At 75.2% G+C, this 23,439-nt stretch carries 16 protein-coding genes and 2 pseudogenes; 9 read left to right on the top strand and 9 right to left on the bottom strand.

All coding sequences use genetic code 11. From position 1 onward, the window contains the following. Positions 1 to 94: 94 nt before the first annotated feature. Positions 95 to 1,465, bottom strand: a complete 1,371-nt coding sequence (gene mycP, locus O7628_RS10115) for a type VII secretion-associated serine protease mycosin (RefSeq protein ID WP_278129856.1) — start codon at positions 1,463 to 1,465, stop codon at positions 95 to 97. Between the two features lie 99 nt (positions 1,466 to 1,564). Further along, positions 1,565 to 5,545 (bottom strand): type VII secretion protein EccCa, encoded by a 3,981-nt coding sequence (gene eccCa, locus O7628_RS10110; protein ID WP_278129854.1) that lies wholly within the window; start codon positions 5,543 to 5,545, stop codon positions 1,565 to 1,567. A 101-nt stretch (positions 5,546 to 5,646) separates the two neighbouring features. Between eccCa and eccD the strand changes: the two genes are divergently transcribed. Then, the gene (gene eccD, locus O7628_RS10105) at positions 5,647 to 7,047 is read left to right on the top strand and encodes a type VII secretion integral membrane protein EccD (RefSeq protein WP_278129852.1); all 1,401 of its coding nucleotides are present in this window, start codon (positions 5,647 to 5,649) and stop codon (positions 7,045 to 7,047) included. A gap of 33 nt (positions 7,048 to 7,080) precedes the next feature. On the opposite strand, the gene O7628_RS10100 is transcribed toward eccD, so the two are convergent. Then, positions 7,081 to 7,587, bottom strand: a complete 507-nt coding sequence (locus tag O7628_RS10100) for an inorganic diphosphatase (protein ID WP_007073387.1) — start codon at positions 7,585 to 7,587, stop codon at positions 7,081 to 7,083. Positions 7,588 to 8,139: 552 nt separating this feature from the next. On the opposite strand from O7628_RS10100, the gene dacB reads away from it, so the two are divergent. The 3 genes from dacB (at position 8,140) to tilS (ending at position 11,752) form a co-directional block, all read left to right on the top strand. Continuing rightward, complete coding sequence (dacB, locus tag O7628_RS10095) at positions 8,140 to 9,567, top strand: D-alanyl-D-alanine carboxypeptidase/D-alanyl-D-alanine-endopeptidase (protein WP_278136274.1); 1,428 nt, start codon at positions 8,140 to 8,142, stop codon at positions 9,565 to 9,567. A gap of 69 nt (positions 9,568 to 9,636) precedes the next feature. Beyond that, entirely contained in the window at positions 9,637 to 10,701 is a 1,065-nt protein-coding gene (locus O7628_RS10090; protein WP_278129848.1) for a zinc-dependent metalloprotease, read from the top strand. A gap of 10 nt (positions 10,702 to 10,711) precedes the next feature. Continuing rightward, the gene (tilS, locus tag O7628_RS10085) at positions 10,712 to 11,752 is read left to right on the top strand and encodes a tRNA lysidine(34) synthetase TilS (protein WP_278129847.1); all 1,041 of its coding nucleotides are present in this window, start codon (positions 10,712 to 10,714) and stop codon (positions 11,750 to 11,752) included. A gap of 150 nt (positions 11,753 to 11,902) precedes the next feature. Here the strand turns inward: tilS and O7628_RS10080 are convergent, their stop codons facing one another. After that, positions 11,903 to 12,871, bottom strand: a complete 969-nt coding sequence (locus O7628_RS10080; protein ID WP_278129845.1) for a helix-turn-helix domain-containing protein — start codon at positions 12,869 to 12,871, stop codon at positions 11,903 to 11,905. Between the two features lie 151 nt (positions 12,872 to 13,022). Here O7628_RS10080 and O7628_RS10075 point away from each other — a divergent pair, with 151 nt between their 5' ends. From O7628_RS10075 to folE, 4 genes are all read left to right on the top strand, one after another. Beyond that, the gene (locus O7628_RS10075) at positions 13,023 to 13,160 is read left to right on the top strand and encodes a hypothetical protein (protein ID WP_176734735.1); all 138 of its coding nucleotides are present in this window, start codon (positions 13,023 to 13,025) and stop codon (positions 13,158 to 13,160) included. 101 nt (positions 13,161 to 13,261) lie between these two features. Continuing rightward, positions 13,262 to 13,834, top strand: a complete 573-nt coding sequence (gene hpt / locus O7628_RS10070; RefSeq protein ID WP_074472259.1) for a hypoxanthine phosphoribosyltransferase — start codon at positions 13,262 to 13,264, stop codon at positions 13,832 to 13,834. Between the two features lie 378 nt (positions 13,835 to 14,212). Then, entirely contained in the window at positions 14,213 to 16,228 is a 2,016-nt protein-coding gene (ftsH, locus tag O7628_RS10065) for an ATP-dependent zinc metalloprotease FtsH (protein WP_178066648.1), read from the top strand. A 32-nt stretch (positions 16,229 to 16,260) separates the two neighbouring features. Beyond that, positions 16,261 to 16,926 carry a GTP cyclohydrolase I FolE gene (gene folE, locus O7628_RS10060; protein ID WP_278136273.1) on the top strand — a complete coding sequence of 222 codons (666 nt, stop codon included), beginning with the start codon at positions 16,261 to 16,263 and terminating at the stop codon, positions 16,924 to 16,926. 116 nt (positions 16,927 to 17,042) lie between these two features. Here folE and O7628_RS10055 read toward each other — a convergent pair whose 3' ends face one another. From O7628_RS10055 to O7628_RS32680, 3 genes and pseudogenes are all read right to left on the bottom strand, one after another. Next, entirely contained in the window at positions 17,043 to 17,825 is a 783-nt protein-coding gene (locus O7628_RS10055; protein ID WP_278129841.1) for a hypothetical protein, read from the bottom strand. A gap of 221 nt (positions 17,826 to 18,046) precedes the next feature. Beyond that, positions 18,047 to 20,272: pseudogene (locus O7628_RS10050) on the bottom strand (cell division protein FtsK); the annotation flags it as partial. Between the two features lie 183 nt (positions 20,273 to 20,455). Then, positions 20,456 to 20,905: pseudogene (locus O7628_RS32680) on the bottom strand (cell division protein FtsK); the annotation flags it as partial. A gap of 206 nt (positions 20,906 to 21,111) precedes the next feature. Between O7628_RS32680 and O7628_RS10045 the strand changes: the two are divergent. Beyond that, positions 21,112 to 21,675 carry a hypothetical protein gene (locus tag O7628_RS10045; RefSeq protein ID WP_278136272.1) on the top strand — a complete coding sequence of 188 codons (564 nt, stop codon included), beginning with the start codon at positions 21,112 to 21,114 and terminating at the stop codon, positions 21,673 to 21,675. A 9-nt stretch (positions 21,676 to 21,684) separates the two neighbouring features. Here the strand turns inward: O7628_RS10045 and O7628_RS10040 are convergent, their stop codons facing one another. Both O7628_RS10040 and O7628_RS10035 read right to left on the bottom strand, forming a co-directional pair. Next, positions 21,685 to 22,284, bottom strand: a complete 600-nt coding sequence (locus O7628_RS10040) for a hypothetical protein (protein ID WP_278129840.1) — start codon at positions 22,282 to 22,284, stop codon at positions 21,685 to 21,687. Between the two features lie 13 nt (positions 22,285 to 22,297). Beyond that, a complete protein-coding gene (locus O7628_RS10035) occupies positions 22,298 to 23,437 on the bottom strand; it encodes a M23 family metallopeptidase (protein WP_278136271.1) in 1,140 nt (379 codons plus the stop codon). Between the last annotated feature and the right edge of the window lie 2 nt (positions 23,438 to 23,439).

The following is a 23,439-nucleotide window of genomic DNA, read 5'->3' as shown; positions in this document are numbered from 1 at the left end:
CGGCATCCCTACCCAGCGGGACGCCGGATCAGACCGGCCGGGCCGGGAATCGGGCAGGCCGGGCACGGAACCGGGCCGCCCCGCCGGGATGAGGTCAACGGCTGCGCTGGCGCAGGCGGTGGACCACCAGCGCGGCCCCGGCGACCAGGGCGACGAGGATGGCCACGCCGGCCCAGAGCCGATGCGGGTCGGCGTCGTCGCGGCCGCCGGCCGGCTGGGCCGTCCAACGGGTGTGCTGACGGGGCGCGGTGAAGCCGAGCGGGTCCGCGCCGGCACCCGCGACCGGGGCCTCGTGCGTGGCGCCGGGCGCCGGGCCGAAGCCCACCACGCCGGGCGAGGACTGGTCGTCGAGCGGGTTGTGCCCCACCGGGGGCACGTCGGCGGTGAGCGCGGCGACCGGGTCGACCAGGCCGTACCCGAAGCGGTCGTCGCGGCCGGTGGGCCCGATGTCCCGGGCGGTGCTGATCAGCCGGTTGACCACCTCACCGGCGGACATCTGCGGCCAGCGGGCCCGGATCAGCGCGGCGGCCGCGGCCACCAGCGGCGACGCGAAGCTGGTGCCCTGCACCCGCCAGTAGCCGCTGCCGGGCCGGGCCCCGACCAGGCCGGTCGCCGGGGCGGTGAGGACGGTGGCGCGGCCGGTGATCGACCCCGACCACAGGTTGTCGCTGGCGCGTTCCAGGCCGGCGACGGCGATCACGCCCGGCTCCCGCGCCGGATACCAGACGTTGGTGTCGGCGGAGGCGGCGACGTTGCCGGTGCAGGCGACCACCACCACGTCGCGGGCGAACGCGTAGTCCAGCGCCGCCGCCAGGGCCGGGCTGTCGCCGCTGCCGCCGAGCGACAGGTTGATCACCCGGGCGCCGTTGTCGACGGCCCACCGGACGCCCCGGGCGACGATCAGCGCGTCGTCGTAGCGGTTCTCGTCGTCGAGGACCCGCACCGGGAGGATCTTCGCGTCGGGGGCGAGCCCCACCGCGCCCCGCCGGTCGTCGTTGCGCCCGGCGATCAGGCCCGCCACCGTCGTGCCGTGCCCGACCGGGTCCGGCCCGTCGGTGTCGCCGTCGTCGACCAGGTCGATGCCCGGCAGCACCTGGCCCGCCAGGTCCGGGTGGGAACCGTCCACCCCGGAGTCGATCACGGCGACGACGACCCCGCGCCCGGTCGAGGTGCGCCACGCCGTCGACGCCCGCAGCTCGTCGAGCTGCCACTGCTCGTCGCGGACCTGGTCGGCCCGGGCCGGCGTGTCGACCGGGGACACCCGCCAGGACGGACCCGCCGACACCGGCGCGGCGAGCGACGCGGACCCGGGCAGCGCGGCGGGGGGCGGCGCGGCGAGGGCCGCCGGCGGAACCGGGCCGACGAGCGACACCGTGAGCGCGGCGGTGCCCACCAGCGCGCGGCCGGCGAACCGTCGCGCGGTCGCGGGCCTGCCCTGCCGAACCCCAGTCACATTCCCAGCCATTCATCGCGGCGGACACATGCTGCTCGGAGATTACCGGTTCCCACGCCCGTCACGCGCCATTCCGACGCCGGATCACCGGGTCGTCGGCCCGGCGGACCCCTACGGTGGGGGAAGATGGGCCAGCTGCACCAGCCGTACGCCCTCGCGCCGGGTCACCAGCCGGGCCCGCCCCGGCGGGAGCGGCCCGGGCCGGACCTGCCCGACGATCGGCCCCTCGTCGGGGCTGCCGGCCATCACCAGCCCCGGGGTCGACAGCTCCTTGAGCCGCTGGAGGAGCTGGTCGTAGCCCCGGCCGGTGCCGCCGGCCCGGCGCGCCAGCACCAGGTGCAGGCCGATGTCCCGGGCCTGCGGGAGGTATTCCTCCAGGGCCCGCAGCGGGTTGACCGGCCCGCTGGCCACCAGGTCGTAGTCGTCGACCAGCACGAACAGCTCCGGCCCCGACCACCACGAGCGCTGGCGCAGCTGCGCCGGGGTGACGTCGGGCCCGGGCAGCCGCTGCTGCATGTACCCGGCGGCGGACTCGATCAGCTCGGTGGTGCGGGCGGCGGCCGTGCCGTAGCCGATCCGGTGCTCGGTCTCGATCGCGCCGAGCAGGCTGCGGCGGTAGTCGACCAGGATCACCCGCGCCTGCTGCGGGGTGAACCGGCCGACGACGGTCGCCGCGAGGGCCCGCAGGAACGACGACTTGCCGCACTCGGCGTCGCCGAAGACCAGCAGGTGCGGTTCGGTGGTGAAGTCGAGCACCACCGGGCGCAGGTCCGCCTCGGCGATCCCCACCGGCAGCGCCAGCCCGGTCGTCGCGGTCAGGTCCAGCTCCGCGTACGGCAGCACGGGCGGGAGCAGCCGGACCGGGGGTGCCGCCGGCCCGTCCCACGCCCCGGCGACCGCCTTGACCAGGGTCGCCGTGTCGCCGTCGGCCAGCCGGGGCAGGGCGGTGAGGAAGTGCAGGCTCTCCCCGGTCATGCCCCGGCCGGGCGTCTTGTCGGGCACGGTGGCCGCCGCCGCCCGGCGCACCAGCAGCGAGTCCGACGGGTCGCCGAGGCGCAGCTCCACCCGGGAGCCGAACAGGTCCCGGATCGCCGGGCGGTAGTCCGTCCAGCGGAGCGCGGTGGCCACCACGTGCACCCCGTAGGACAGGCCCCGGGTGGCCAGCTCGGTGACCAGCGGCTCCAGGTCGTCGTACTCGCTGCGCAGCGTGTTCCAGCCGTCCACCACCAGGAACACGTCGCCGAACGGGTCGGTGGCGGGCTGCCCGGCGGCGGCGAGGGCGGCCCGCCGCTGCCGGTACGCCGACATCGACTCCACTCCCAGCTCGGCGAAGCGGCGCTCCCGGTCCACCAGCACGGTGACCAGCTCGCCGACGGTGCGCCGCACCGCGGTCTGGTCGGTGCGGCCGGACACCCCGCCCACGTGCGGCAGGTCGCGCAGCGCGGCCAGCCCGCCGCCGCCGAAGTCCAGGCAGTAGACCTGCGCCTCGACGGGCGTGTGGGTCAACGCCAGCGCGCACACCAGGGTGCGCAGCAGGCTCGACTTGCCGCTCTGCGGGCCGCCGACCACGCCGACGTGCCCCGCCGACCCGCCGAGGGTGAGCCAGAGCAGGTCCCGCCGCTGCTCGAACGGCTTGTCGACGACCGCCACCGGCACCTGGAGCGCGCCGTGCAGCTCCGGGTTGGCGAAGGTCAGCCCGCGCGCCGGGTCGACGCCGACCGGGCCGAGGAGCTCGTCGAGGGTGGGCGCGGCGTCCAGCGGCGGCAGCCACACCTGGTGTGCGGGCGGGCCCTGCCCGGCCAGCCGGCCCACCAGCACGTCGAGCAGGCTGTCCCGGCCGGCGTTGTCCTCGGCGGTCGCCGTCAGCGCCGGGGTGGGCGGCTCCGGCACCGGCACCACGTGGGTGGTGAAGGTCAGCAGGCGGGGCGCGCCGGCCCCGCCCGGCCCCGTCGCGCCGACCCGCCGCCGCAGCGGCCCCGAGACGTACGCGGCCTTGAAGCGCATCAGCGGCTCGGTGCCGAAGCGCAGGTAGCCGTGCCCCGGTGAGCGGGGCAGCTCGTGCGCGTCCGGCACCCCGAGCACCGTCCGGGACTCCAGGGCCGAGAAGGTCCGCAACCCGATCCGGTACGACAGGTGGGTGTCCAGCCCGCGCAGCCGCCCCTCCTCCAGCCGCTGGCTGGCCAGCAGCAGGTGCACCCCCAGCGACCGGCCCAGCCGGCCGATCTGCACGAACAGGTCGATGAAGTCGGGCTTGGCCGACAGCAGCTCGGAGAACTCGTCGCAGACCAGCAGCAGCGACGGCAGCGGGGCCAGCGGCGTGCCCGCCGCCCGCGCCCGCTCGTAGTCGCGCAGGCTGGCGTAGTTGCCGGCCCGGCGCAGCAGCTCCTGGCGGCGCATCAGCTCCCCGTTGATCGCGTCGACCATCCGGTCGACCAGCGGCAGCGCGTCGGCCAGGTTGGTGATCACCGCGGCGGTGTGCGGGAGCCGGTCGAAGGAGGCGAACGTGGCCCCGCCCTTGAAGTCGACCAGGACGAAGTTGAGCTGCTCGGAGCTGTGCGTCGCGGCCAGCCCGAGGACCAGGGTGCGCAGCAGCTCGGACTTGCCGGAGCCGGTGGCCCCGATCAGCAGCCCGTGCGGGCCCATCCCGTCCTGCGCGGACTCCTTGAGGTCCAGCTCGATCGCGCCGCCGTCGGCGCCCACCCCGATCGGCACCCGCAGCCGGTCCCGCGCCGACCGGGGCGCCCAGCCCTGCTCGGCGGTGAAGCCGTCCGGGTCGCCGATGCCGAGCAGCTCGGGCAGGCCCAGCTCGGCGTTGACCGGGGCGTCCGGCCCGCGTACGGCGGTGGCGAGCCGCAGCGGGGCGAGCCGGCGGGCGACCGCCTCGGCGTCGGCGGGCGGCAGCCGGTCCGGGGTGCCCACCTCGGCGTGCCCCTCGACGGAGTGCGAGTGCAGCCGCCCGTCGCGCAGGTCGAGCAGGATGGCGTACCGGTCGAGCAGCCGGGGCGGCGGGGTGTCCAGGTCGACGACGGTGACCGCGTCGATGCCGCCGTCGCCGACGAGGTCGGTCGCGCCGGTGAGGTCGCCGCCGTCGAGCACCACCACGACGTGCGGCCCGTCGGTCGCCGGGCCGGCCGGGCTGAACCGGGACCGGCTGGCCAGCACCTCGTCGAGGAGCCGCTCCAGCTCGACGGCGGAGCTGGTGACCAGGCGGACCGGGCCGACGGCGTCGACGCGGGTGGGGTGGTGGGCGTGCGGCAGCCACTTCACCCACTCCCACAGCGCCCGCCGTTCGGGGCCGGCGCACACGGCGATCAGCAGCTCGTCGGGGGCGTGGAACACCGCGAGCTGGGTGAGCAGCGCCCGGGCCAGCGCCTGCGCGTCGGGCGACCCGGTGCCGGGGCGGACACCCGCCTCCGCGCCCTCCCGGGGCGCCCCGCCGCGCACGAAGACCCGGGCGAAGCTGCGCAGCGACAGGGCCACCGGCAGGTCGGGCACCACCGCGTACGCGTCGAGGAACCGCCGCAGCGCGCCGGCGGTCATCGGCTCCAGCTCCTCCAGCGGGCGGGTGACCGGGCCGACCAGCGGGGTGGCCAGGGTCTGCGGGCCGACGCCCACCCGCACCACCGCGAAGTCCGGGTCGCCGGGCCGCCGCTCCCACACCCGGTGGCTGTCGACGGTGGACCACAGCCGGCCCGGGTCGGGGTGGCGGTAGTAGAGCCCGGCCCGCTGCCGCTCGGCGGTCTGCCGGACCCGGCGGCGCAGCGCGCCCAGGTGCCGCAGGTACTCCCGGCGGGCGGCCATCATCTCCGACTTCTTCGGGGTGCCGGCGGCGCTGCCCCACGAGGTGACCAGCATGGCCAGCGAGGAGAGCCCGAACATCCCGCCGACGACGTACGAGTACGCCCCGCCGCCCCGGCCGAACATCATCGCCATCGCGACCGACCCGCCCAGCATGGGCAGCACCATCAGCGCCTGCTGCCAGCGCCCGCCGGTGACGGCGGGGATCTCGGGCGGGGCCTCGACGGGCAGCTCACCGACCGGGATCTCCGGTGCCGGCCGCCGGGGTGGTCGCTTGATGACGACGGTGGACACTCGGCCTCCCCACAGCGCTCGGTAACCCGAGCCTGGCTCATCGTAGGTAAAGTCCTGTCGTCCGCGCAGCCACCGTTCCCCCTCGATATGGAGATGCGCCGATGACAGTCGGGTTGGCCCGGGTCACGATCAGCGCCCCCCAGCGCCGGGTCGACGTCGCCCTGCCCGAGCAGGTCCCCTTGGCCGAGCTGCTGCCCGAGGTGCTCCGGCACGCCGGCGAGGGGCTGGCCGACGACGGCGAACGGCACGGCGGCTGGGTGCTGCGCCGCACCGACGGGGCGGTCCTGGCCACCGCCCAGGCGCTGCTGCCGCAGGGCGTCCGCGACGGCGAGGTGCTGCACCTGGTGCCGGCCCGCGCGCAGTGGCCCGAGCTGGAGTACGACGACGTGGTCGAGGCGATCGTCGACGGAGCCCGCCGCCGGGGCGCCGCCTGGTCGCCGGCCGCCACCCGGTGCGCCGCCCTGGCCGGGGCGGCCGTGCCGCTCGGCGTGGGGCTGCTCGCCGTCCTCGCCGCCGGCCCCGGGCCGGGCGCCGGCTGGCCCGTCGCGGTCGCGGTGGCGCTGCTGCTCACCCTCGCCGGGGCGGTCGCCTCCCGCGCGTACGGCGACGGGGCCACCGGCGCGACCCTCGGCGGCTACGCCCTGCCGTACGCGTTCGCCGCCGGCGCGCTCGCGGTCAGCTCCGGCGACCCGGTCGGCCCGGTCGCGCCGCTGCCCTGGCTGGGCGCCCCCGAGCTGCTGGCCGGCGCGGTGGCGTTGCTGCTGGTGGCGGTGCTCGGCCTGCTCGGGGTGGCCAGCCGGGTGCGGGTCTTCGTGGCCGGCGCGACCGGCGGCGCGGGCGGTGCGCTCGCCGCCGTCGGCGGGCTGACCCTGACCGCCGGGGGTGCCGCGGCGGTGCTGCTCTGCGCCCTGGTCTTCGCGCTCGGCGCGCTGCCGCTGCTGGCCATCCGGCTGGGCAAGATGCCGCTGCCGCCGATCACCCTGCCCGGCGACGGCGGCCCCGGCTCGGACGCCGCCCGGGACCTGCCGGACCGGGCCCGGGTGCACGCGGCGGTGGCCCGCACCGAGGAGATGCTCACCGGGATGCTGCTGGGGCACGCCGTGCTGGTGGCCGGAGCGGCGGTGGTGCTGGTGACGGCGGGCGGCGGGGCCGGGCGGCTGCTGGTCGCCGTGGTCTGCGCCGTGCTGCTGCTGCGCTCACGGCTGTTCGTGGCGGTCCGCCACCGGTTGCCGCCGGTCGTCGCCGGGCTGGCCGGGGCCGCCCTGCTCGGCGGGGTGCTCGCCGGGGGCTCCGGGCCGGCGGCCCGGCTGGCGCTGGCCGTCGGCGGGCTGGCCGTCGCCCTGCTCGCCGTGGCGGCCGGCACCACGTACGCGCGGCGGCCCGTCTCCCCGTACCTGGGCCGGGCGGCCGACCTGGTCGACACGGCGCTGGTGGTGTCCGTGGTGCCGGTGGCCTGCGCGGTGCTCGACCTGTACGAGCGGGCCCGGGGGCTGCTCGGCTGAGCGGCCCCCGGGCCCGTCGGCGTGGGTGTGGGGTCAGTGGATGGTCTCGCCGCGCTCCTCGGCCTCCTTGGCCCGCCGGTACGACGCGCGGATCTCGGCCTCCGCCTCGACGCGACCGACCCAGGTCGCGCCCTCGACCGACTTGCCGGGCTCCAGGTCCTTGTACACCTCGAAGAAGTGCTGGATCTCCAGCCGGTCGAACTCGCCGAGGTGGTGGATGTCGCGCAGGTGCTCCTGGCGCGGGTCCTCGTAGGGCACGCAGAGGACCTTGTCGTCGCCGCCCTTCTCGTCGGTCATCCGGAACATGCCGATGGTGCGGCAGCGGATCAGGCAGCCCGGGAACGTCGGCTCGGGGACCAGCACCAGCGCGTCCAGCGGGTCGCCGTCCTCGCCGAGGGTGCCTTCGATGAACCCGTAGTCCGCCGGATACTGCGTGGACGTGAAGAGGGTGCGGTCCAGCCTGATCCGGCCGGTCGCGTGGTCCACCTCGTACTTGTTGCGGTGACCCTTGGGGATCTCAACCGTGACGTCGAAATCCATTTCCCACGCTCCCTCGTTTGCCCACGCTGGCTGACGGAACCAAGTGGCGGCGCTCTCCGCGCAGGTGAATGCCCACCCGCCCGCTCCGGCCGCCGCATAGTGTTCGGACCGAAGTAGTGTCACCCAAGCTGTTTTCCGCACGGGGAGGAGGGGGTCGTGGGGAGGGAAGATTCACACTACCGCCCGCAGGGGGTTGACGGGCGGAAGAAGCCGCGCCCGGGGTCCGGGAGCGCGACCGGACGGGTGCCGGTCCCCGAGGCGCACGTCCCGCGGGCCCAGGAGCCGGCCGTGACCGACTTCGACCCGGAGTCCACCGCCCCGGTCGTGACGTCCGGCGAGCCGGTGTGGCGCCCCCCGGGCGGCGACCGCGCCCCGGAGCTGGCCGCGACCCCCGCCGCCCCCGCCGTCTCCGCCGCGCCGGCGGCCCCCGACGGGCCGGACCCGGCCACCGGGTCGGTCCCGCCCACGCCCGGCGGTCCCGCCGACCCGCCGGCGGGCCCCCCGCCGGCTTACGCCCCGCCGCCCGCCCGCCGACGCCGCCTCCCGCTGGCCGTGCTCGCCGTGGTGCTGCTGTTCGCCCTGGTCGGCGCGGGCCTGGCGGTGGTCCGGCCCGGCCCGGTCGCCGGCTGGCTCGGCGACGGCGGGGAGCCCTCCCGGGCCGACGCCCAGGTCGTCGAGCCGGACCCGACCCCGGTCCTCGCCGGCCCCGACGCGCACGCCCCGGAGCCCACCGCCGACGGGGTGAAGGCCGCGATCGAGCCGCTGCTGGCCGCCCCGGAGCTGGGCGACCGGGTGAACGTCTCCGTCGCCGACGTGACGACCGGCCGGTCGCTCTACTCGCGGGGCGGCGACGACGCCACCGTGCCCGCCTCGGTGACCAAGCTGGCGACCGCGGTGACCGTGCTGGCCGCCCGCGGCCCCGACCACCGCGTGCCGACCCGGGCGGTGGCCGGCGCGGCCCCGGGAGAGGTGGTGCTCGTCGGCGGCGGCGACCCGACCCTCGCCGTCGACGGCGAGGGCTTCTACCCCGGCGCGGCCCGCCTCGACGACCTGGCCGAGCAGGTCAGGACGGCGCTCGGCGGCACCGCGCCGACCCGGGTCACCGTCGACTCCTCGCTCTTCCCCGGCCCGGTCTACGGGCCCGGCTGGGACTCCGACATCCCGACCGGCGGCTTCGGCGCGGCGATCAGCGCGTTGATGACCGACGGCGCGCGGGTGGACCCGGTGGCGGCGAAGAAGAACTTCGCGGCCAGCCACGGCTGGGCGCAGCGCAGCCCGCAGCCGGACCTGGCCGCCGGCCGCGCCTTCGCCCGGCTGCTGGGGCTCACCGGCGCCGCCGCCCAGGTCAAGCGGGGCGCCGCGCCGACCTCCGGTGACGCCTCGGCCGGCACGGCGCCGGCCCCCGGCACCGAGCTGGGCAAGGTCGAGTCCCCGCCGATGATCCGGCTGGTCGACATGATGATCACCGACAGCGACAACGTGATCGCCGAGGCGCTCGCCCGGCAGGTGGCGCTGGCCCGGGACCAGCCGGCGTCCTTCGCCGGCGGCGCGGCGGCGATGGACATCGTCCTCGGCGAGCTGGGCCTGCCCGCCGACGAGATCACCCTCTCCGACGCCAGCGGGCTGTCCCGCAGCGACCGGATCAGCCCGTCCCTGCTGACCGACCTGATCGCCATCGCCGGCGACGGCTCACACCCGGAGCTCGGCAGCATCTTCGGCGGCCTGCCGGTGGCCGGCTGGTCGGGCACCCTGGACGGGCGGTACCGGTCGGACGGCACGACGGCCGGGGCCGGGGTGGTCCGCGCCAAGACCGGCACGCTGACCGGGGTGCACGCCATCGCCGGCTTGGTCACCACGGCCGACGGGCGGCTGCTCACCTTCGCCGTGCTCGCCGACCGGGCCCCGGCCGGGAGCCTCGACGACACCCGCCGCGCCCTCGACCGCGTCACGTCCGCCCTGGCGCGCTGCGGCTGCCGCTGATCACTTCGTGGTGATATGTCCTTGGATTCCCGAAAGGTGGGGGTGTCCCGGCGCGGGTACGGTGGGTGCATGGCGCAGTTCGTGGACTGGGATCTGGCCGCCGCGACGGCGGGGGCCCTGGGCAAGTCGGGGCCCCGGGTGTCGTACGCCGAGGCCACCGAGGTGGTCTCCGAGCTGCGGCGGCTGACCGACGAGGCGGCCGGGCACGTGGCCGACTACACCGGGCTGCGGTCCCAGGTGGTCCACCCGCCCGTGCGGGTGGTCGACCGCCGGGACTGGGCGGCCACCAACATCGCCGGCCTGCGGGAGGTGATCACCCCGCTGGTCAGCCGGCTCTCCGGCGACAAGCCGCCGGGCCCGCTCACCGAGGCGGTCGGCTCCCGGCTCACCGGCGTGCAGGCCGGCACCGTCCTGGCCTACCTGTCCGGCCGGGTCCTCGGCCAGTACGAGGTCTTCTCCGGCGACCCCGGCCAGCTGCTGCTCGTCGCGCCGAACATCGTCGAGGTGGAGCGGAAGCTCGGGGCCGACCCGCGCGACTTCCGGCTCTGGGTCTGCCTGCACGAGGTCACCCACCGCACCCAGTTCACGGCCGTGCCCTGGATGCGCGCCTACTTCCTCGGCGAGGTGCAGGCGTTCGTCGACGCCTCACAGGGCGGCGAGCACCTGCTGGAGCGGCTGCGCCGGGGCGTCGCCACCCTCTCCGACGCGGTGAAGGACCCGCAGAGCCGGGCCAGCGTGCTGGACATCGTGCAGACCCCCGCCCAGCGGGCCGTGCTCGACCGGCTCACCGCGCTGATGACCCTGCTGGAGGGGCACGCCGAGTTCGTCATGGACGGCGTCGGCCCGCAGGTCATCCCCAGCGTCGAGTCGATCCGGGCCGCGTTCAACCGGCGGCGGGAGACGGGCAACCCGCTGGAGAAGGCGATCCGCCGGCTGCTCGGCGTCGAGGTCAAAATGCGCCAGTACGCCGAGGGCCGCAAGTTCGTCCACGGGGTCGTCGAGCGCGTCGGCATGGCCGGCTTCAACAAGATCTTCGGCTCCCCGCTGACCCTGCCCCGCCTCGACGAGCTGGGCGACCCCGACGCGTGGGTCGCCCGGGTGCACGGGCCGGCAGCCACCCCGACCGCCGGCTGACCGTACGCCGATGCCCGCGCTCGCCCCGGCGGTCGCCGCCGTCCGGCTCGCGGTCCGCCGCGCGCTGACGGGGCTGCCCGGGGCCGGGCCGGTGCTCGTCGCCTGCTCGGGCGGGGCCGACTCGCTGGCCCTGGCCGCCGCCGCCGCGTTCGTCGCGCCCCGGCTGGGCCGCCCGGTCGGCCTCGTCACCGTCGACCACGCGCTCCAGGCCGGCTCCGACCGGCGGGCCGCCGACGTCGTGGCGTGGGCCGCCGGGGCCGGCTTCGCGCCGGCCGAAGCGGTACGCGTCGACGTCGCCGGCCGCCCCGGCGGCCCCGAGGCGGCGGCCCGCGAGGCGCGTTACCAGGCGCTCGCCGAGGCGGCCCGGCGGCACGGGGCGGCGGCGCTGCTCACCGGGCACACCCGCGACGACCAGGCCGAGACGGTGCTGCTGGCACTGGCCCGGGGCGCCGGCCCGCGCGGGCTGGCCGGGATGCCGCCCCGGCGGGACCTGGCCGGGGTGCCGCTGCTGCGGCCCCTGCTCGACATCAGCCGCGAGCAGACCCGCAAGGCGTGCGCCGCGCTCGGCCTCAGCCCGTGGGAGGACCCGCACAACGCCGACCCGTCGTACGCGCGGGCCCGGGTCCGGGCCGACGCGCTGCCCGCGCTGGTCCGCGCGCTCGGACCCGGGGTGGTGGACAACCTGGCCCGCAGCGCCCGCCTGGCGGCCGCCGACGCGGCGGCCCTCGACGAGCTGGCCGCCGCCGCACTCTCCGCCGACTCGCCCGCCGCGGCCTCGTCCGCCACCGACGGCCCGGCCGGCGTGCGGGCCCCCGGCGGCGGGCTGGCCGTGGCGGCACTGGCCGGGCTCGCCCCGGCCGTGCGGACCCGGGTGCTGCATGCCTGGGCCCGGGAGCTGGGCGCGTCGCCGGCCGCGCTGTCGCACCGGCACGTCGGGGCGCTCGACGCCCTGGTCACCGACTGGCACGGCCAGGGCGAGGTCCATCTGCCCGGCGGTCTCCGGGTGGGCCGCCGCGCGGGCCGGTTGACCGCGGCCGGGCCGCCCGGCTGACCGACGTCGCGCCGGCTGCGGCCACTCCGCTGCCCCGCCGGGTCCGGGTGATCCCGGCCGGCCCGCCCGGTCCGGGTGATCGACACGATGCCGGCGACCTGGGGGCTTCCGGTTGCCGGTGACCCCGCCAGGTCGCCGACCCGGTGTGGATCACCCGGACCGGGCGGGCGCGACGCGGTCGCGGAAGGTGGTGCGGTAGGCGTGCGGGGTGGTGCCGACCCGCCGGGCGAAGTGGTGCCGCAGCGCCGCGGCGTCGCCGAACCCGGAGCGGCCGGCCACGCTCTCCACGCTCAGCCCGGTCTCCTCCAGCAGCCGCCGGGCCAGCAGCACCCGCTGGTTGGTCAGCCAGTCGTGCGGGGTGGTGCCGGTCTCGGCGCGGAACCGGCGGGCGAAGGTGCGCGGCGTCATGCCGGCGTGCGCGGCGAGCTCCTCGACGGTGACCGGCCGGTCCAGGTGACCCATCAGCCACGCCAGGACCGGCTCCAGGGTCGCCGCCTCGGGGGCCTTGGGGATGGGCGCCTCGACGTACTGCGACTGGCCGCCGTCGCGGTGCGGCGGGACGACCATCCGGCGGGCGAGCCGGGTGGCGGTGGCCGAGCCGTGCTCGTGGCGTACCAGGTGCAGGCAGGCGTCGATCCCCGCCGCCGTGCCGGCGCCCGTGAGCAGGCGGCCGTCCGCCACGTAGAGCGAGTCGCAGCGGACCCTCGCCCGGGGGTGGCGGCGCTGCAACTCGTCGACGTGGCGCCAGTGGGTCGTGCACTCCCGGTCGTCGAGCAGCCCGGCCGCGCCGAGCACGAACGCGCCGGAACAGACGCTGAGCACGTACGCGCCGCGCGCGTGGGCCCGGCGCAGCGCCGCCAGCACCTCGGGCGGCGCGACCGCGCCGTCGTGCCCGGGGACCGCCACGAGGTCGGCGTCCTCGACGGGCGTCAGGTCCGCGTCCGGGGTGACGAGGAAGCCGGAGGAGGTGCGCGCCGGAGCGCCGTCGGCGGCGCAGACGTCGAACCGGTAGCCGGGGAAGCCGTCGTCGGTGCGGTCGGTGCCGAACACCTCGGCGAACACGCCCAGCTCGAACGGGACCACCCGGTCCATCACGACGACGGCGACGGAACGGAGCATGTGACGAGGGTAACCGCACCGGTGGCAGGAAATCGAGGTGCAGTGGCATTCCTGCCACTGTCCCGCCGTTCGGCGAGGGCGCAGACTGGGGTCAAGTCCGGTGCGCACCGGCGGCGAAAGCATCCCAGATCCTGCGAAAGCGAGCGCCGCCATGGAATCCCTGTTGCTCCTGCTCTTCCTGCTCCTCCTCGCCGTCGCCCCGGCGGCCGGTCTCACCGTCGACAGCCGGGACTCGGCGGACTGGAAGCCCACCGACTGCGGCCGCCGGTGGCGGTCCCGCACCTGCTGACCTGATTGCTGTTGGTATGCGCGAGAAATGCCAGGCGGGGCCGCCCCGAAAGAGGCGGCCCCGCCGACGGGGAGCATCCGGCGTACGGCAGGCTAGGAGCCATGGCTGACGGCTCCTGGTACGACGCCGACATCGACCACGTGATCATTTCCGAGGCGCAGATCCGCGAGAAGACCGCAGAGCTGGCCAAGCAGGTGTCGGCGGACCACGCCGACGTCGACGGGCTGCTGCTGGTCTGCGTGCTCAAGGGCGCGGTCATGTTCATGGCCGACTTCGCCCGGGCGCTCGGCCGGCACGGCCCCCCGGTCGAGTTGGACTTCATGGCGATCTCCTCGTACGGCCAGGGCACCACCTCCTCCGGCGTGGTGCGCATCCTCAAGGACCTGGACCGGGACATCGCCGGCCGGCACGTGGTGGTCGTGGAGGACATCGTCGACTCCGGCCTCACCCTGTCCTGGCTGCTGCGCTACCTGGAGTCCCGGTCGGCGGCCAGCGTCGAGGTCGTCGCCCTGTTCCGCAAGCCGGAGGCGATCAAGGTCCCGGTGCCGGTGAAGTACGTCGGGTTCGACATCCCCACCGAGTTCGTCGTCGGCTACGGCCTCGACTTCGGTGAGCGCTACCGCGAGCTGCCCTACGTCGGCGTGCTCAAGCCCGAGGTCTACGCCCGCGCCTGACCGCGGCGGCGGGCGCGGGCCCGTCAAGCGGACGTTCAGCGCGCTCTCAGCTGATCGGACTACGGTAGAGGCCGGTGGTGTGGACGCACCCTCCACGTCCGACCCCCCGACCCGCGTGACCGGGCGGTCGGGTGGCCGGGCGGGAAACCACGCCACGCCGGCTGAAACCCGGTTCGCCTTACGCGTAACTGCTGGCCTCGCAAGGCCACATGTCGCGCACACGGTGTACCGTCGAGTGACCGTGACGCGGCAGTGACGCGTCCCGGGGTCGAGGCCGGCCCGCACGGCGGCTCCGGCCGCCGCCGCGGCGGCGACAGCCATTCAGACGGTCAGGACGTCGATCAGGAGGATGCGGGCGTCTCGGCGCTCGACAACAGCATGGAACGTACGCGTTTCTTCCGCCGACCGGTGGTCTGGATCATCCTGGTCATCCTCGGCGCCGTTGTGCTCAGTCAGCTGTTCACCGCTGGTCCCAGCTACCACCGCGTGGACACTTCCGTTGCGCTCGACCAACTGCACACCGCCAAGATCAAAAAAGCGGTCTTCCAGGACAAGGAGCAGACGCTCCAGCTGGACCTGGAGAGCAGGACCAAGTTCGGTGACACCACCACCGACCGGATCGAGGCCCAGTTCCCCTACGAGGTCGGTGACGAGGTCTGGAACGAGGTCCTCGCGGCCAAGGCGGCGAACCGGATCACCGGCCCGGCCGACACCAAGGTGTCGTCCGACAGCGTCTGGGTGAGCCTGCTGGTCAACCTGCTCCCCATCGCGCTGCTCGTGCTCCTGCTGCTGTTCTTCATGTCGCAGATGCAGGGCGGCGGCTCCCGGGTGCTCAACTTCGGCAAGTCCAAGGCGAAGATGATCACCAAGGACACCCCGAAGACGACCTTCGCGGACGTCGCGGGCGCCGAGGAGGCCGTCGAGGAGCTGCACGAGATCAAGGACTTCCTGCAGAACCCGGCGAAATACCAGGCCCTGGGCGCCAAGATCCCGAAGGGCGTGCTGCTCTTCGGCCCGCCCGGCACCGGTAAGACGCTGCTCGCCCGCGCCGTCGCCGGCGAGGCGGGGGTGCCGTTCTACTCGATCTCCGGCTCCGACTTCGTCGAGATGTTCGTGGGTGTCGGCGCGAGCCGCGTCCGCGACCTGTTCGAGCAGGCCAAGTCCAACGCCCCGGCGATCGTCTTCGTCGACGAGATCGACGCCGTCGGCCGCCACCGCGGTGCCGGCATGGGCGGCGGGCACGACGAGCGCGAGCAGACCCTCAACCAGCTCCTCGTCGAGATGGACGGCTTCGACACCAAGGGCGGGGTCATCCTGATCGCCGCCACCAACCGGCCGGACATCCTCGACCCGGCGCTGCTGCGCCCCGGCCGCTTCGACCGGCAGATCCCGGTGGACGCCCCCGACATGGAGGGCCGCAAGGCCATCCTGCGGGTGCACGCCAAGGGCAAGCCGTTCACCCCCGACGTCGACCTCGACTCGGTGGCCCGGCGCACCCCGGGCTTCAGCGGCGCCGACCTGGCCAACGTGATCAACGAGGCCGCGCTGCTGACCGCCCGCAAGGACCAGCGGGCGATCACCAACGACTCCCTGGAGGAGTCGATCGACCGGGTCATCGCCGGCCCGCAGCGCCGCACCCGGGTGATGAGCGACCAGGAGAAGAAGATCACCGCGTACCACGAGGGTGGGCACGCGCTGGTCGCCTGGGCGCTGCCCCACGCCGCCCCGGTGCACAAGGTGACGATCCTGTCGCGCGGCCGCTCGCTGGGTCACACGCTGGTCCTGCCGACCGAAGACAAGTACACCCAGACCCGCGCCGAGATGGTCGACACCCTGGCGTACGCGCTGGGCGGCCGGGCCGCCGAGGAACTGGTCTTCCACGAGCCGACCACCGGCGCCGGCAACGACATCGAGAAGGCCACCGGGCTGGCCCGCGCGATGATCACCCAGTACGGCATGAGCTCCAAGCTCGGTGCGATCAAGTACGGCACCAGCGGCGACGAGCCGTTCCTCGGCCGCAACATGGGCCACGAGCGGGACTACTCCGACGCGGTGGCCGCCGAGATCGACAACGAGATGCGGGCGCTGATCGAGCTGGCCCACGACGAGGCCTGGGAGATCCTGGTGGAATACCGGGACGTCCTGGACAACATCGTCCTGGAGCTGATCGAGAAGGAGACCCTCTCCACGGCCGACATGGCCCGGATCTGCGCCCGCGTGGTGAAGCGTCCGCCGATGGCCCCCTACAACGGCTTCGGCAAGCGCCAGCCCTCCACCGAGCCCCCGGTCCTCACGCCGACCGAGAAGGAGGCGCTCAAGGCGCAGGCCCAGGCCGACGGAGCCTCCGTCGGCGGCGGCCTGCCGGGCTCCAACAACTCGGACGGTACGCACTGAACACCGCACCGACGGCCGGTCACGAGGCACCGATCCCGAGTGCCTCGTCGACCGAGCCCGACACCGACGGTCTGGACTACCTCGCCGCGCGGCTGGTCAACGGCAAGTTGACCGGTCGCCCGGTCGAGGAGTCCGTCGACCTGGCCCGCATCGAGAAGGCCGTCCGCGAGATCCTCATCGCCGTCGGCGAGGATCCCGACCGCGACGGTCTCGTGAAGACCCCGGCCCGGGTCGCCCGCGCGTACGCCGAGCTCTTCGCCGGCCTGCGGGTCGACCCGGCGCAGGTGCTCAGCACCACCTTCGAGGCCAACCACGAGGAGCTGGTGCTCGTCCGGGACATCGACGTGATGAGCCTCTGCGAGCACCACCTGCTCCCGTTCCGGGGCAGCGCGCACATCGGCTACATCCCCGGGCCGGACGGCCGGATCACCGGCCTGTCCAAGCTCGCCCGGCTCGTCGAGGTCTACGCCCGCCGCCCCCAGGTGCAGGAGCGGCTCACCTCGCAGATCGCCGACCTGCTGATGAGCAGCCTCGCCCCGCGCGGCGTCGTGGTGGTGCTCGAATGCGAGCACATGTGCATGGCCATGCGCGGCATCCAGAAGTCCGGAGCGAAGACCATCACCTCCGCGGTACGCGGCGTGCTCCAGCACGACGCCAAGTCCCGCGCCGAGGCGATGTCCCTGATCATCCCCCGCTGACCGGCGGGGCCAATCCCGCAACGACGCCGGGGCGACCACGCGGTCGCCCCGGCGTCGCCGTTCCTGCTTTCCGCGCCCGGTCCCGCCGCGCGGCCCGGCACGGCCGGGCGGGCGGCTCAACCGGCCAGCATCGCCAGCACGAGCCCGGCGGTGGTCAGCACAGCCGGGACGAGACATACCAGGGCACCCCACCGGGGCGTCCGGTCCACCGGGCCGTCGGCCGGCACCCCCGCCGCGCCGGCCCGCTTCCCGTTCCGTTCCGCCGCCGGCCCCGCCGGCCCGCCGAAGAGGCGGCCGACGCCGATCCAGCCGGCGACGAAGGCGGCCGCGGGCATCGGAAGCCCGCACACCAGGGCCACCACGCTCGCCGGGCCGGCACCCGTCGCCACGTACAGCACCACCTGGAGCAGCGGAACCACCAGCGCGAGCGGCCCGTAGACCAGCAGGTTTCGCAGCCGCGGCGGCCAGGCCCCCGGACCGAACCGGCCGCGCCCCGCCAACAGGCCGTCGGCCCCGTCCGCCCAGCCCCGCGCCGCGCGCAGGGCCGTCGACACCGCCGTCGGCCCGGCGACCATCTCCCGGGCCGCCTCGCTCAGCTCCGGCGGCGACGGCGCCAGCACGATCGGGGGTACGCCCAACTCGCGCAGCCGGGACTGCTGCGGCGCCAGCCGCTCGCGTACCCCGGTCAGCTCCTCGCGGGCGGCCTGCACCGCCCGGGCCTGCTCCGTCGCGGCGGTCGCCGCGCCCCGGCGCACCCCGTCGAGCTGGCGGGCGGCGGCGACGTACTCCGTCCAGGCCGCGGCGCTGTCGACGGCGGGCACCGGGTCGACGCCGGCCCGCTGACGGACCGGTCCCGCAGCCGGCGGTGCGGCGACGAAGGTGGTCGGCTCCCGGCTCATCCGCCCTCCCCCTCGTCGGTCCCTGCCTCGGCACCGGCGGCCCGCGTCGCGGCCTCGGCCGCGGTTCCCGGGCCCGCCCCGGCCCCCGTGGTGGTGTCGCCTCGCGTCGTGGCGTGGGCTTGCGGGGCGGTGCCGGTTCCCGGCGCGCTGCCGGCTTCCGTCATGGTGCCGGCTTCCGCCACGGTGCCGGTGGGCCGTGGCGCGTCGTCGCCCGGGCCGGTGAACGGCACCAGCAGGACACCCCGCTCGTCCGGGCCGTCCCAGAGCATCGCCCGGCCCGGCCGGGGACGCCACTGCACCGGATGCCCGAACAGCGCCGTGAGCTGGGCCCCCGGCACGTCCACCGCGACCACGGCGGCCAGCTTGTCGAGGTCGTCCTCGGCCCGCGCCACCGCCGTGAACGGCGGCACCGTGCGCCACCAGCCGAGCAGGTGCCGGCCGGCCGGCGGGCCGTCCCGCAGCAGGGTCCGCAGCCTGTCCGCCAGCAGATCGGGCGGCACGGGGCCGCTCGCCGGCCGCTCGTGGCCGGCGAGCCGGCCCGTCGGTCGCTCGTGCGGCGCGGGCCCGTCCGCCTGTCGCTCGTCCGGGGCAACCCCGGCTGCCTGTCGCTCGCGTAAGGCGGCCCCGGTTGCCCGCCGGTCGTGCGGGGCGGTCCCGTCCAACCCGAAGACCACCAGGTAGCCGGGCTCCTCGGCGTCGACGGCGGCGAGCAGGCCCGGCAGGTCGACACGTTCCACCCGGTGCTGGCCGGCGAGGTCCGCCGCCAGGGCATCGGCCACCGGCGTCGCCTCGGCGGCGAGTGACGCCACCACGAACCGTCCCGTGCCCGGCGCGTGGTGCGCCGCGACGCTCCGTGCCGCAGTGGCCAACAGGGCGACCGCCTCCGCCCCCGGGCCGAGGACGGCCAGGTTACGGCCGGCACCCGCGCCGAGCGGCACCGTGACCGTCGACCGGGACGGATCCACCGCCCGGCCCAGCAGGGCCACCGGCCCCCGCGCCCGCCCGGCGAAGGCCGCCCGGTAGTGCGGATCGTTACGCAACGACGGGCGCGCCCAACCGGCGAAGACCACCGGCGGAGCCGACCGCTCCGGACGGGCCGCCCAGAGCCTGCGCCGCAGCTCCCCGATCGTCTCCGGGGCCTCGTGCGGGTCGGGGAAGCGGACCATCCGCTCGTGCCCCCGGGTGGCCCCCCGGGGACCGCCGAGGCCGCCCGCCGTGTTCACCACCGCGCTGCCCACCGGCAGCCCCGCTGCGGCGTCGTTGCTCGGCTCCAGCACCGGGCCCCCACCGGCCAACGCCACCCGCACCGGGAACTGCCCGGGCAACGAGTCGCGGGTCGTCGGCCCACCGGCGATCCCCAGATCACCCTCCCCGGCCAGGACCAGATGCACCCCGTACGCCCGACCGGACCGGGCCAGGGCGTCCAGGCGGGCGACCGCGTCAGTGGCCAGCCGATCCTGCTCGGCCAGCAGGAGCGGGAAGTTGTCGATCACACAGACCACCCGGGGCAGGGCCTGGTGCTCACGCAGGCCGGCGAACCGCTGCCCACCGGCGCGCTGGCCGGCCTCCTCCCGGCGACGGGTTTCCGCCGCCAGCTCGTCGAGGAGGCCCAGCACGTACTCCCGGTCGGCGGCCAGCCCCGCCGAACGCACCTGGGGCACCCAGGACCGGTCCCGCTCGGTCTGCAGGAACTCCGCGAACGACTCGCCGTCGCCCAGGTCGGCCAGGTGCAGAGCCAGCTCGTCCGGGCCGTACCGGGCGGAGAGGCCGAGCAGCACGTTGCTGAGGAAGGCGGCGCGATCCGCCCCGGACCGTCCGCTGACCAGCCAGTGCGGGGTCAGCTCGGTGAACCCCACGGTGACCGGACGGCCACCCGCGTCCCCGACCGTGGTGGAGGCGCCCTCCACGGAGCCCGCCGTCCACAGTGGGACGGCCGGATCGGGCAGCAGGTCGGCCAGGCTGAGCCGGGAACCGGCCTCGATCTCTGCGGCAAGCCGCCGGCACACGGCGTCGACCAGGGCAGCCGGCGGATCGTCGTCGACGAAGACGGGGGAGTTCAGCCCACCCGGTGGCTCCGCCCCCGGCCCCGCCAGGGAACTGCCCGGCGGGTCACCCAGCAGCGCGTACGCGTTGCGCATGGCCAGCGGGGTGGCCTGCGGCAGGGGCGCGCGGGTCGCGTACGGGCCGGCCGGTGGCCAGCCGGCCACGACCAGGTGCAGGCCGGCAGCCCGACCCCGCGCCGCCAGCGCCTCGATCCGATCCAGATCGGCCGGATCCGTCGCCTCCGGCCAGGCGGCCACGACCACCAGCAGCGTACGGTCGTGCCGGCGCGGTCGGCCACTGCTCGGCGACACCCACTGCTCCGCCTCGGTGAGCACGGCCCGCAGCCCGACGACGTCCGTGGCCGGCGGGGGCAGCAGGCCGGCGTCCGCGAGCACGGCGAACGGGGCGAACGTGCCGTCCGGCGGCGCGGCCAGCCCGGTGCCGGTGCTGCCGGTGTCGGTGGTCGTGGTCGTGTCCGCGCGTTCGCCGGTGGTCACGCCCGTGCGTGCGTCGGCGACGGCATCCGGCCCTGCGCCGGTCGCCGGATCCGTTCGCGCTCCGGCGGTGGTGGTGCTGACTTTTCCGGTGCCGGTCCCGTCGACGGCGCGGACCAGCAGGCAACCGGCCGGCGTCGCCGCCAGCAGGCGCAGCAGCACGGCCCGAAGCAGCCCCGCCACCCGGGGATCCCGGGCGTCGCCGTCGATCGTCAGGTGCCCGGTGCCGAGCAGCGGCACGAGGGCCGGGAAGCGCGCGTCGTCCAGCGGAGCGGCCATGCCCACCCGGACGAACGGCGGCGGGCCCTCGCCCGACGGGACCGCCACGGTGAGCGTCTCCAGTGACGCCCCCGCCCAGCCCGGCGCGAGCACAGCCGCCGTGGACCGCAGCCGGTCCGCCAACTCGTACTGCCGGCGCTGGTCCGCCGGTGCGGGCCGGATCTCGTCGAGGACGGCGGCCGCCGCAGCGGCCGTCGCCTCCGCCCTGCGGTGCAGGGCAGCGGCGCGGTTGGTGCGTGTCCTCGGACCGAACACCGCGTCCACCCCCTCGTCCCGAGGTTGGGAACCCCTCCCCGAGCAGTGACGGTATCCCAGGTCCCGCCCGTCCTCAGGGATGCGCCACGGCGGGTGCGCCGGAGATGTCCGTGACCGGTCGGATTCTCACCGCTGGGGGTCGTCCTGTCACGATCCGCTGCATCCTGGGCATTGGGTACGAGGCGTCCAGCCGATAGCCTCAAGGGGTGGAATCAGTGCAGCCCCCCGCCGGTTCCCAGGTCTCCCGCGTACCGGCGCAGCGGACCCCGCCGGAGCAGTTGGTGCCCCCGTCGGGGACGCCGACGCCGGCCCGCCGGCCAGGACGGGTGCGGACCATCATCACGGTGGTCGCCGGGGTGCTCGGGTTGCTGCTCGTCGGCGGCGGAATCACCGCATTCGTGCTGTACGACCGCGCCACCAGACCGGATCGCAGTGCCCCGGACGTGGTCGTCGACAACTACCTGCGTGCGTTCCTCGTCGACCGCAACGACATCAAGGCCGACCAGTTCACCTGCTCAGCAAGGCCGCCTGAGCTAGAGGAGCTTCGCAGGCTTCGGGACGATCTAATCGTCCGCGAAGATCGTTTCTCTACCACGATCTCTGTAAGTTGGGGCAGGCTGGACCTTATTGATCAAGGGGGGAAAACAGCCATCAAGGTTGATTTAATTATATCTGCATACGTCAACGGGGTCTCGCAGAGCGACCGCCAGCCGTGGCAGTTCGAGGTCAGAAAGACTGGTGATGAGTGGAGGGTGTGTGGCGGGACAGTTGCGGCATGAACTCCCTCACTACTCGATCCAGAGGAGATGGACCGGGACCTCCAGAGTGGTGGGCGGCTGACCTCGCCAGGCCCAGCGGTACCACTCCAGCTCAGGCGTGACCCGGACGCAGATGTCCCCCTCGGCCCCCGAGTAGGTCTCGGTCACTGCGCGGAGGTCTCGCTGCTCACCGGCGTCAGCTACGTGCACGACCCGGCGTCCCGTGACGGCACCCGCCTCGAAGACCGGAGTCGGCGCCCGGTGGGCCGGGGCGTCCAGGGAGACCAGGTTGACGCTGGAGACCCCGACCGTAGGGACGCTCAGCCGGTTCCCCAGGGTTTCCACCCACACCCGCTCGACCGGCACCAGCGGGGCGAAGACCTCGACCTGCTCGGACTCCGCGCGGTACCACTCCTGCTCGGGAATGACCGGCACGTAGGTGCGGCTGTTCTGCACCACGCGCTCGTCGGCGCGCAGGTCGCCGCGCCAGCCGAGACCGGGCAGCCCGACCAGCACCCGCCGCCCCCGCAGTTCGACCCGTCCGGTCGCGGGCACGATCTCGATCGGCCTGGGCGGCTGGGGCGCCCAGTCAGGCTGGTCGGCGAAGGGGTCGGGAAGCGGCCCGGTCATGCGTACCGGAGCCCTACGCCTTGCCGTTCAGGGGGGCGCCCCGGTCCCGCATGAACGGCACCGGGTTGACCGCACCACGACTGGACCGGTCGCCGTCCAGGTGGACCTCGAAGTGCAGGTGCGGGCCGGACGAGTTTCCGCTGCTCCCGACCTCACCGATCACCTCTCCGGCCTTGACCATCTGGCCGGGGACCACCCGGGGCTTGACGATCATGTGGCAGTACCGGGTCACGTAGCCGCCGGAGTGCAGCACGTCGACGAACCAGCCACACCCACCCTTGCCCGGATAGCCGTCGACATCACAGCTCAGCTGGCCGTTGTTGGCCGGGTCGCACCTGGCGACCAGTACCCGCCCGGTCGCCGCCACGCGGATCAGGGTGCGCTTCGGCGCGGCGATGTCCACCCCGTTGTGCCGGGGGCGACTGGCCGTCCGGAATCCGGAGCCGACACCCCCCGGGATCGGTGCCGTCCAGCCCGAGGCGGCGATCTGGCCCCGGGTGGCGGCGTTGCAGATGCTGCGCTGAGCCACCTGCACCGTGCGTGCCGCACCGCCGGCGAGCGCGTCGACGATCCTGCTGGCGAGGTCCTCGTGCTTCGCGTAGGCGTCAGGGAAGGCGCTCACCTGCACCCGCTGGGCGGCCCTGGTCAGCGAGAGCTGCTCCCAGCCGGGGACCTTTACCAGCTTCTCGTAGAATTTGCGGGACGAGTAGGACGGGTCCTGCAACTGCTCGGGGGACCCCCAGCCCTGGCTGGGGCGCTGCTGGAACAGGCCCACCGAGTCGTGGTCGTTGCGGCTGCCCAGGTGGGGGAGGTTCCGTAGGCCGGACTCCTGCATGGCGGTCGCGACGGCGATCACCCAGCCGCGAGGCGGGACCTTCATGTCCGAGCCGACCTTGATGATGACCGCGGCGTTGCGGATCTGGCTCTCGCCGTACTGCGCGAAGCGGGGCATCTTGCCGGAGACCTTGACCTGGTGGGACGAGCCGCAGGCGGACTGTGCCTCCGGGGAGAGGTCGTCACTGCCGCCGCTCAGTTCGGTGAGGAAGAACGCCGCCGTCCCCCCGGTGCAACAGAGCAGCGTGAGCGTGGCGGTCAGTGCGACGGCCAGCGCGCCGATCCGCAGCCTGCGCCGCGGGCTGCTGCCATCTCTCATCT

Origin of the sequence: Micromonospora sp. WMMD956, assembly GCF_029626125.1 — a bacterium.
In the GTDB taxonomy this organism is placed as follows: Bacteria; Actinomycetota; Actinomycetes; order Mycobacteriales; family Micromonosporaceae; genus Micromonospora; species Micromonospora carbonacea.
Note: the sequence above shows the minus strand (reverse complement) of the source record. Positions and strands in the feature narration are given on the sequence as shown.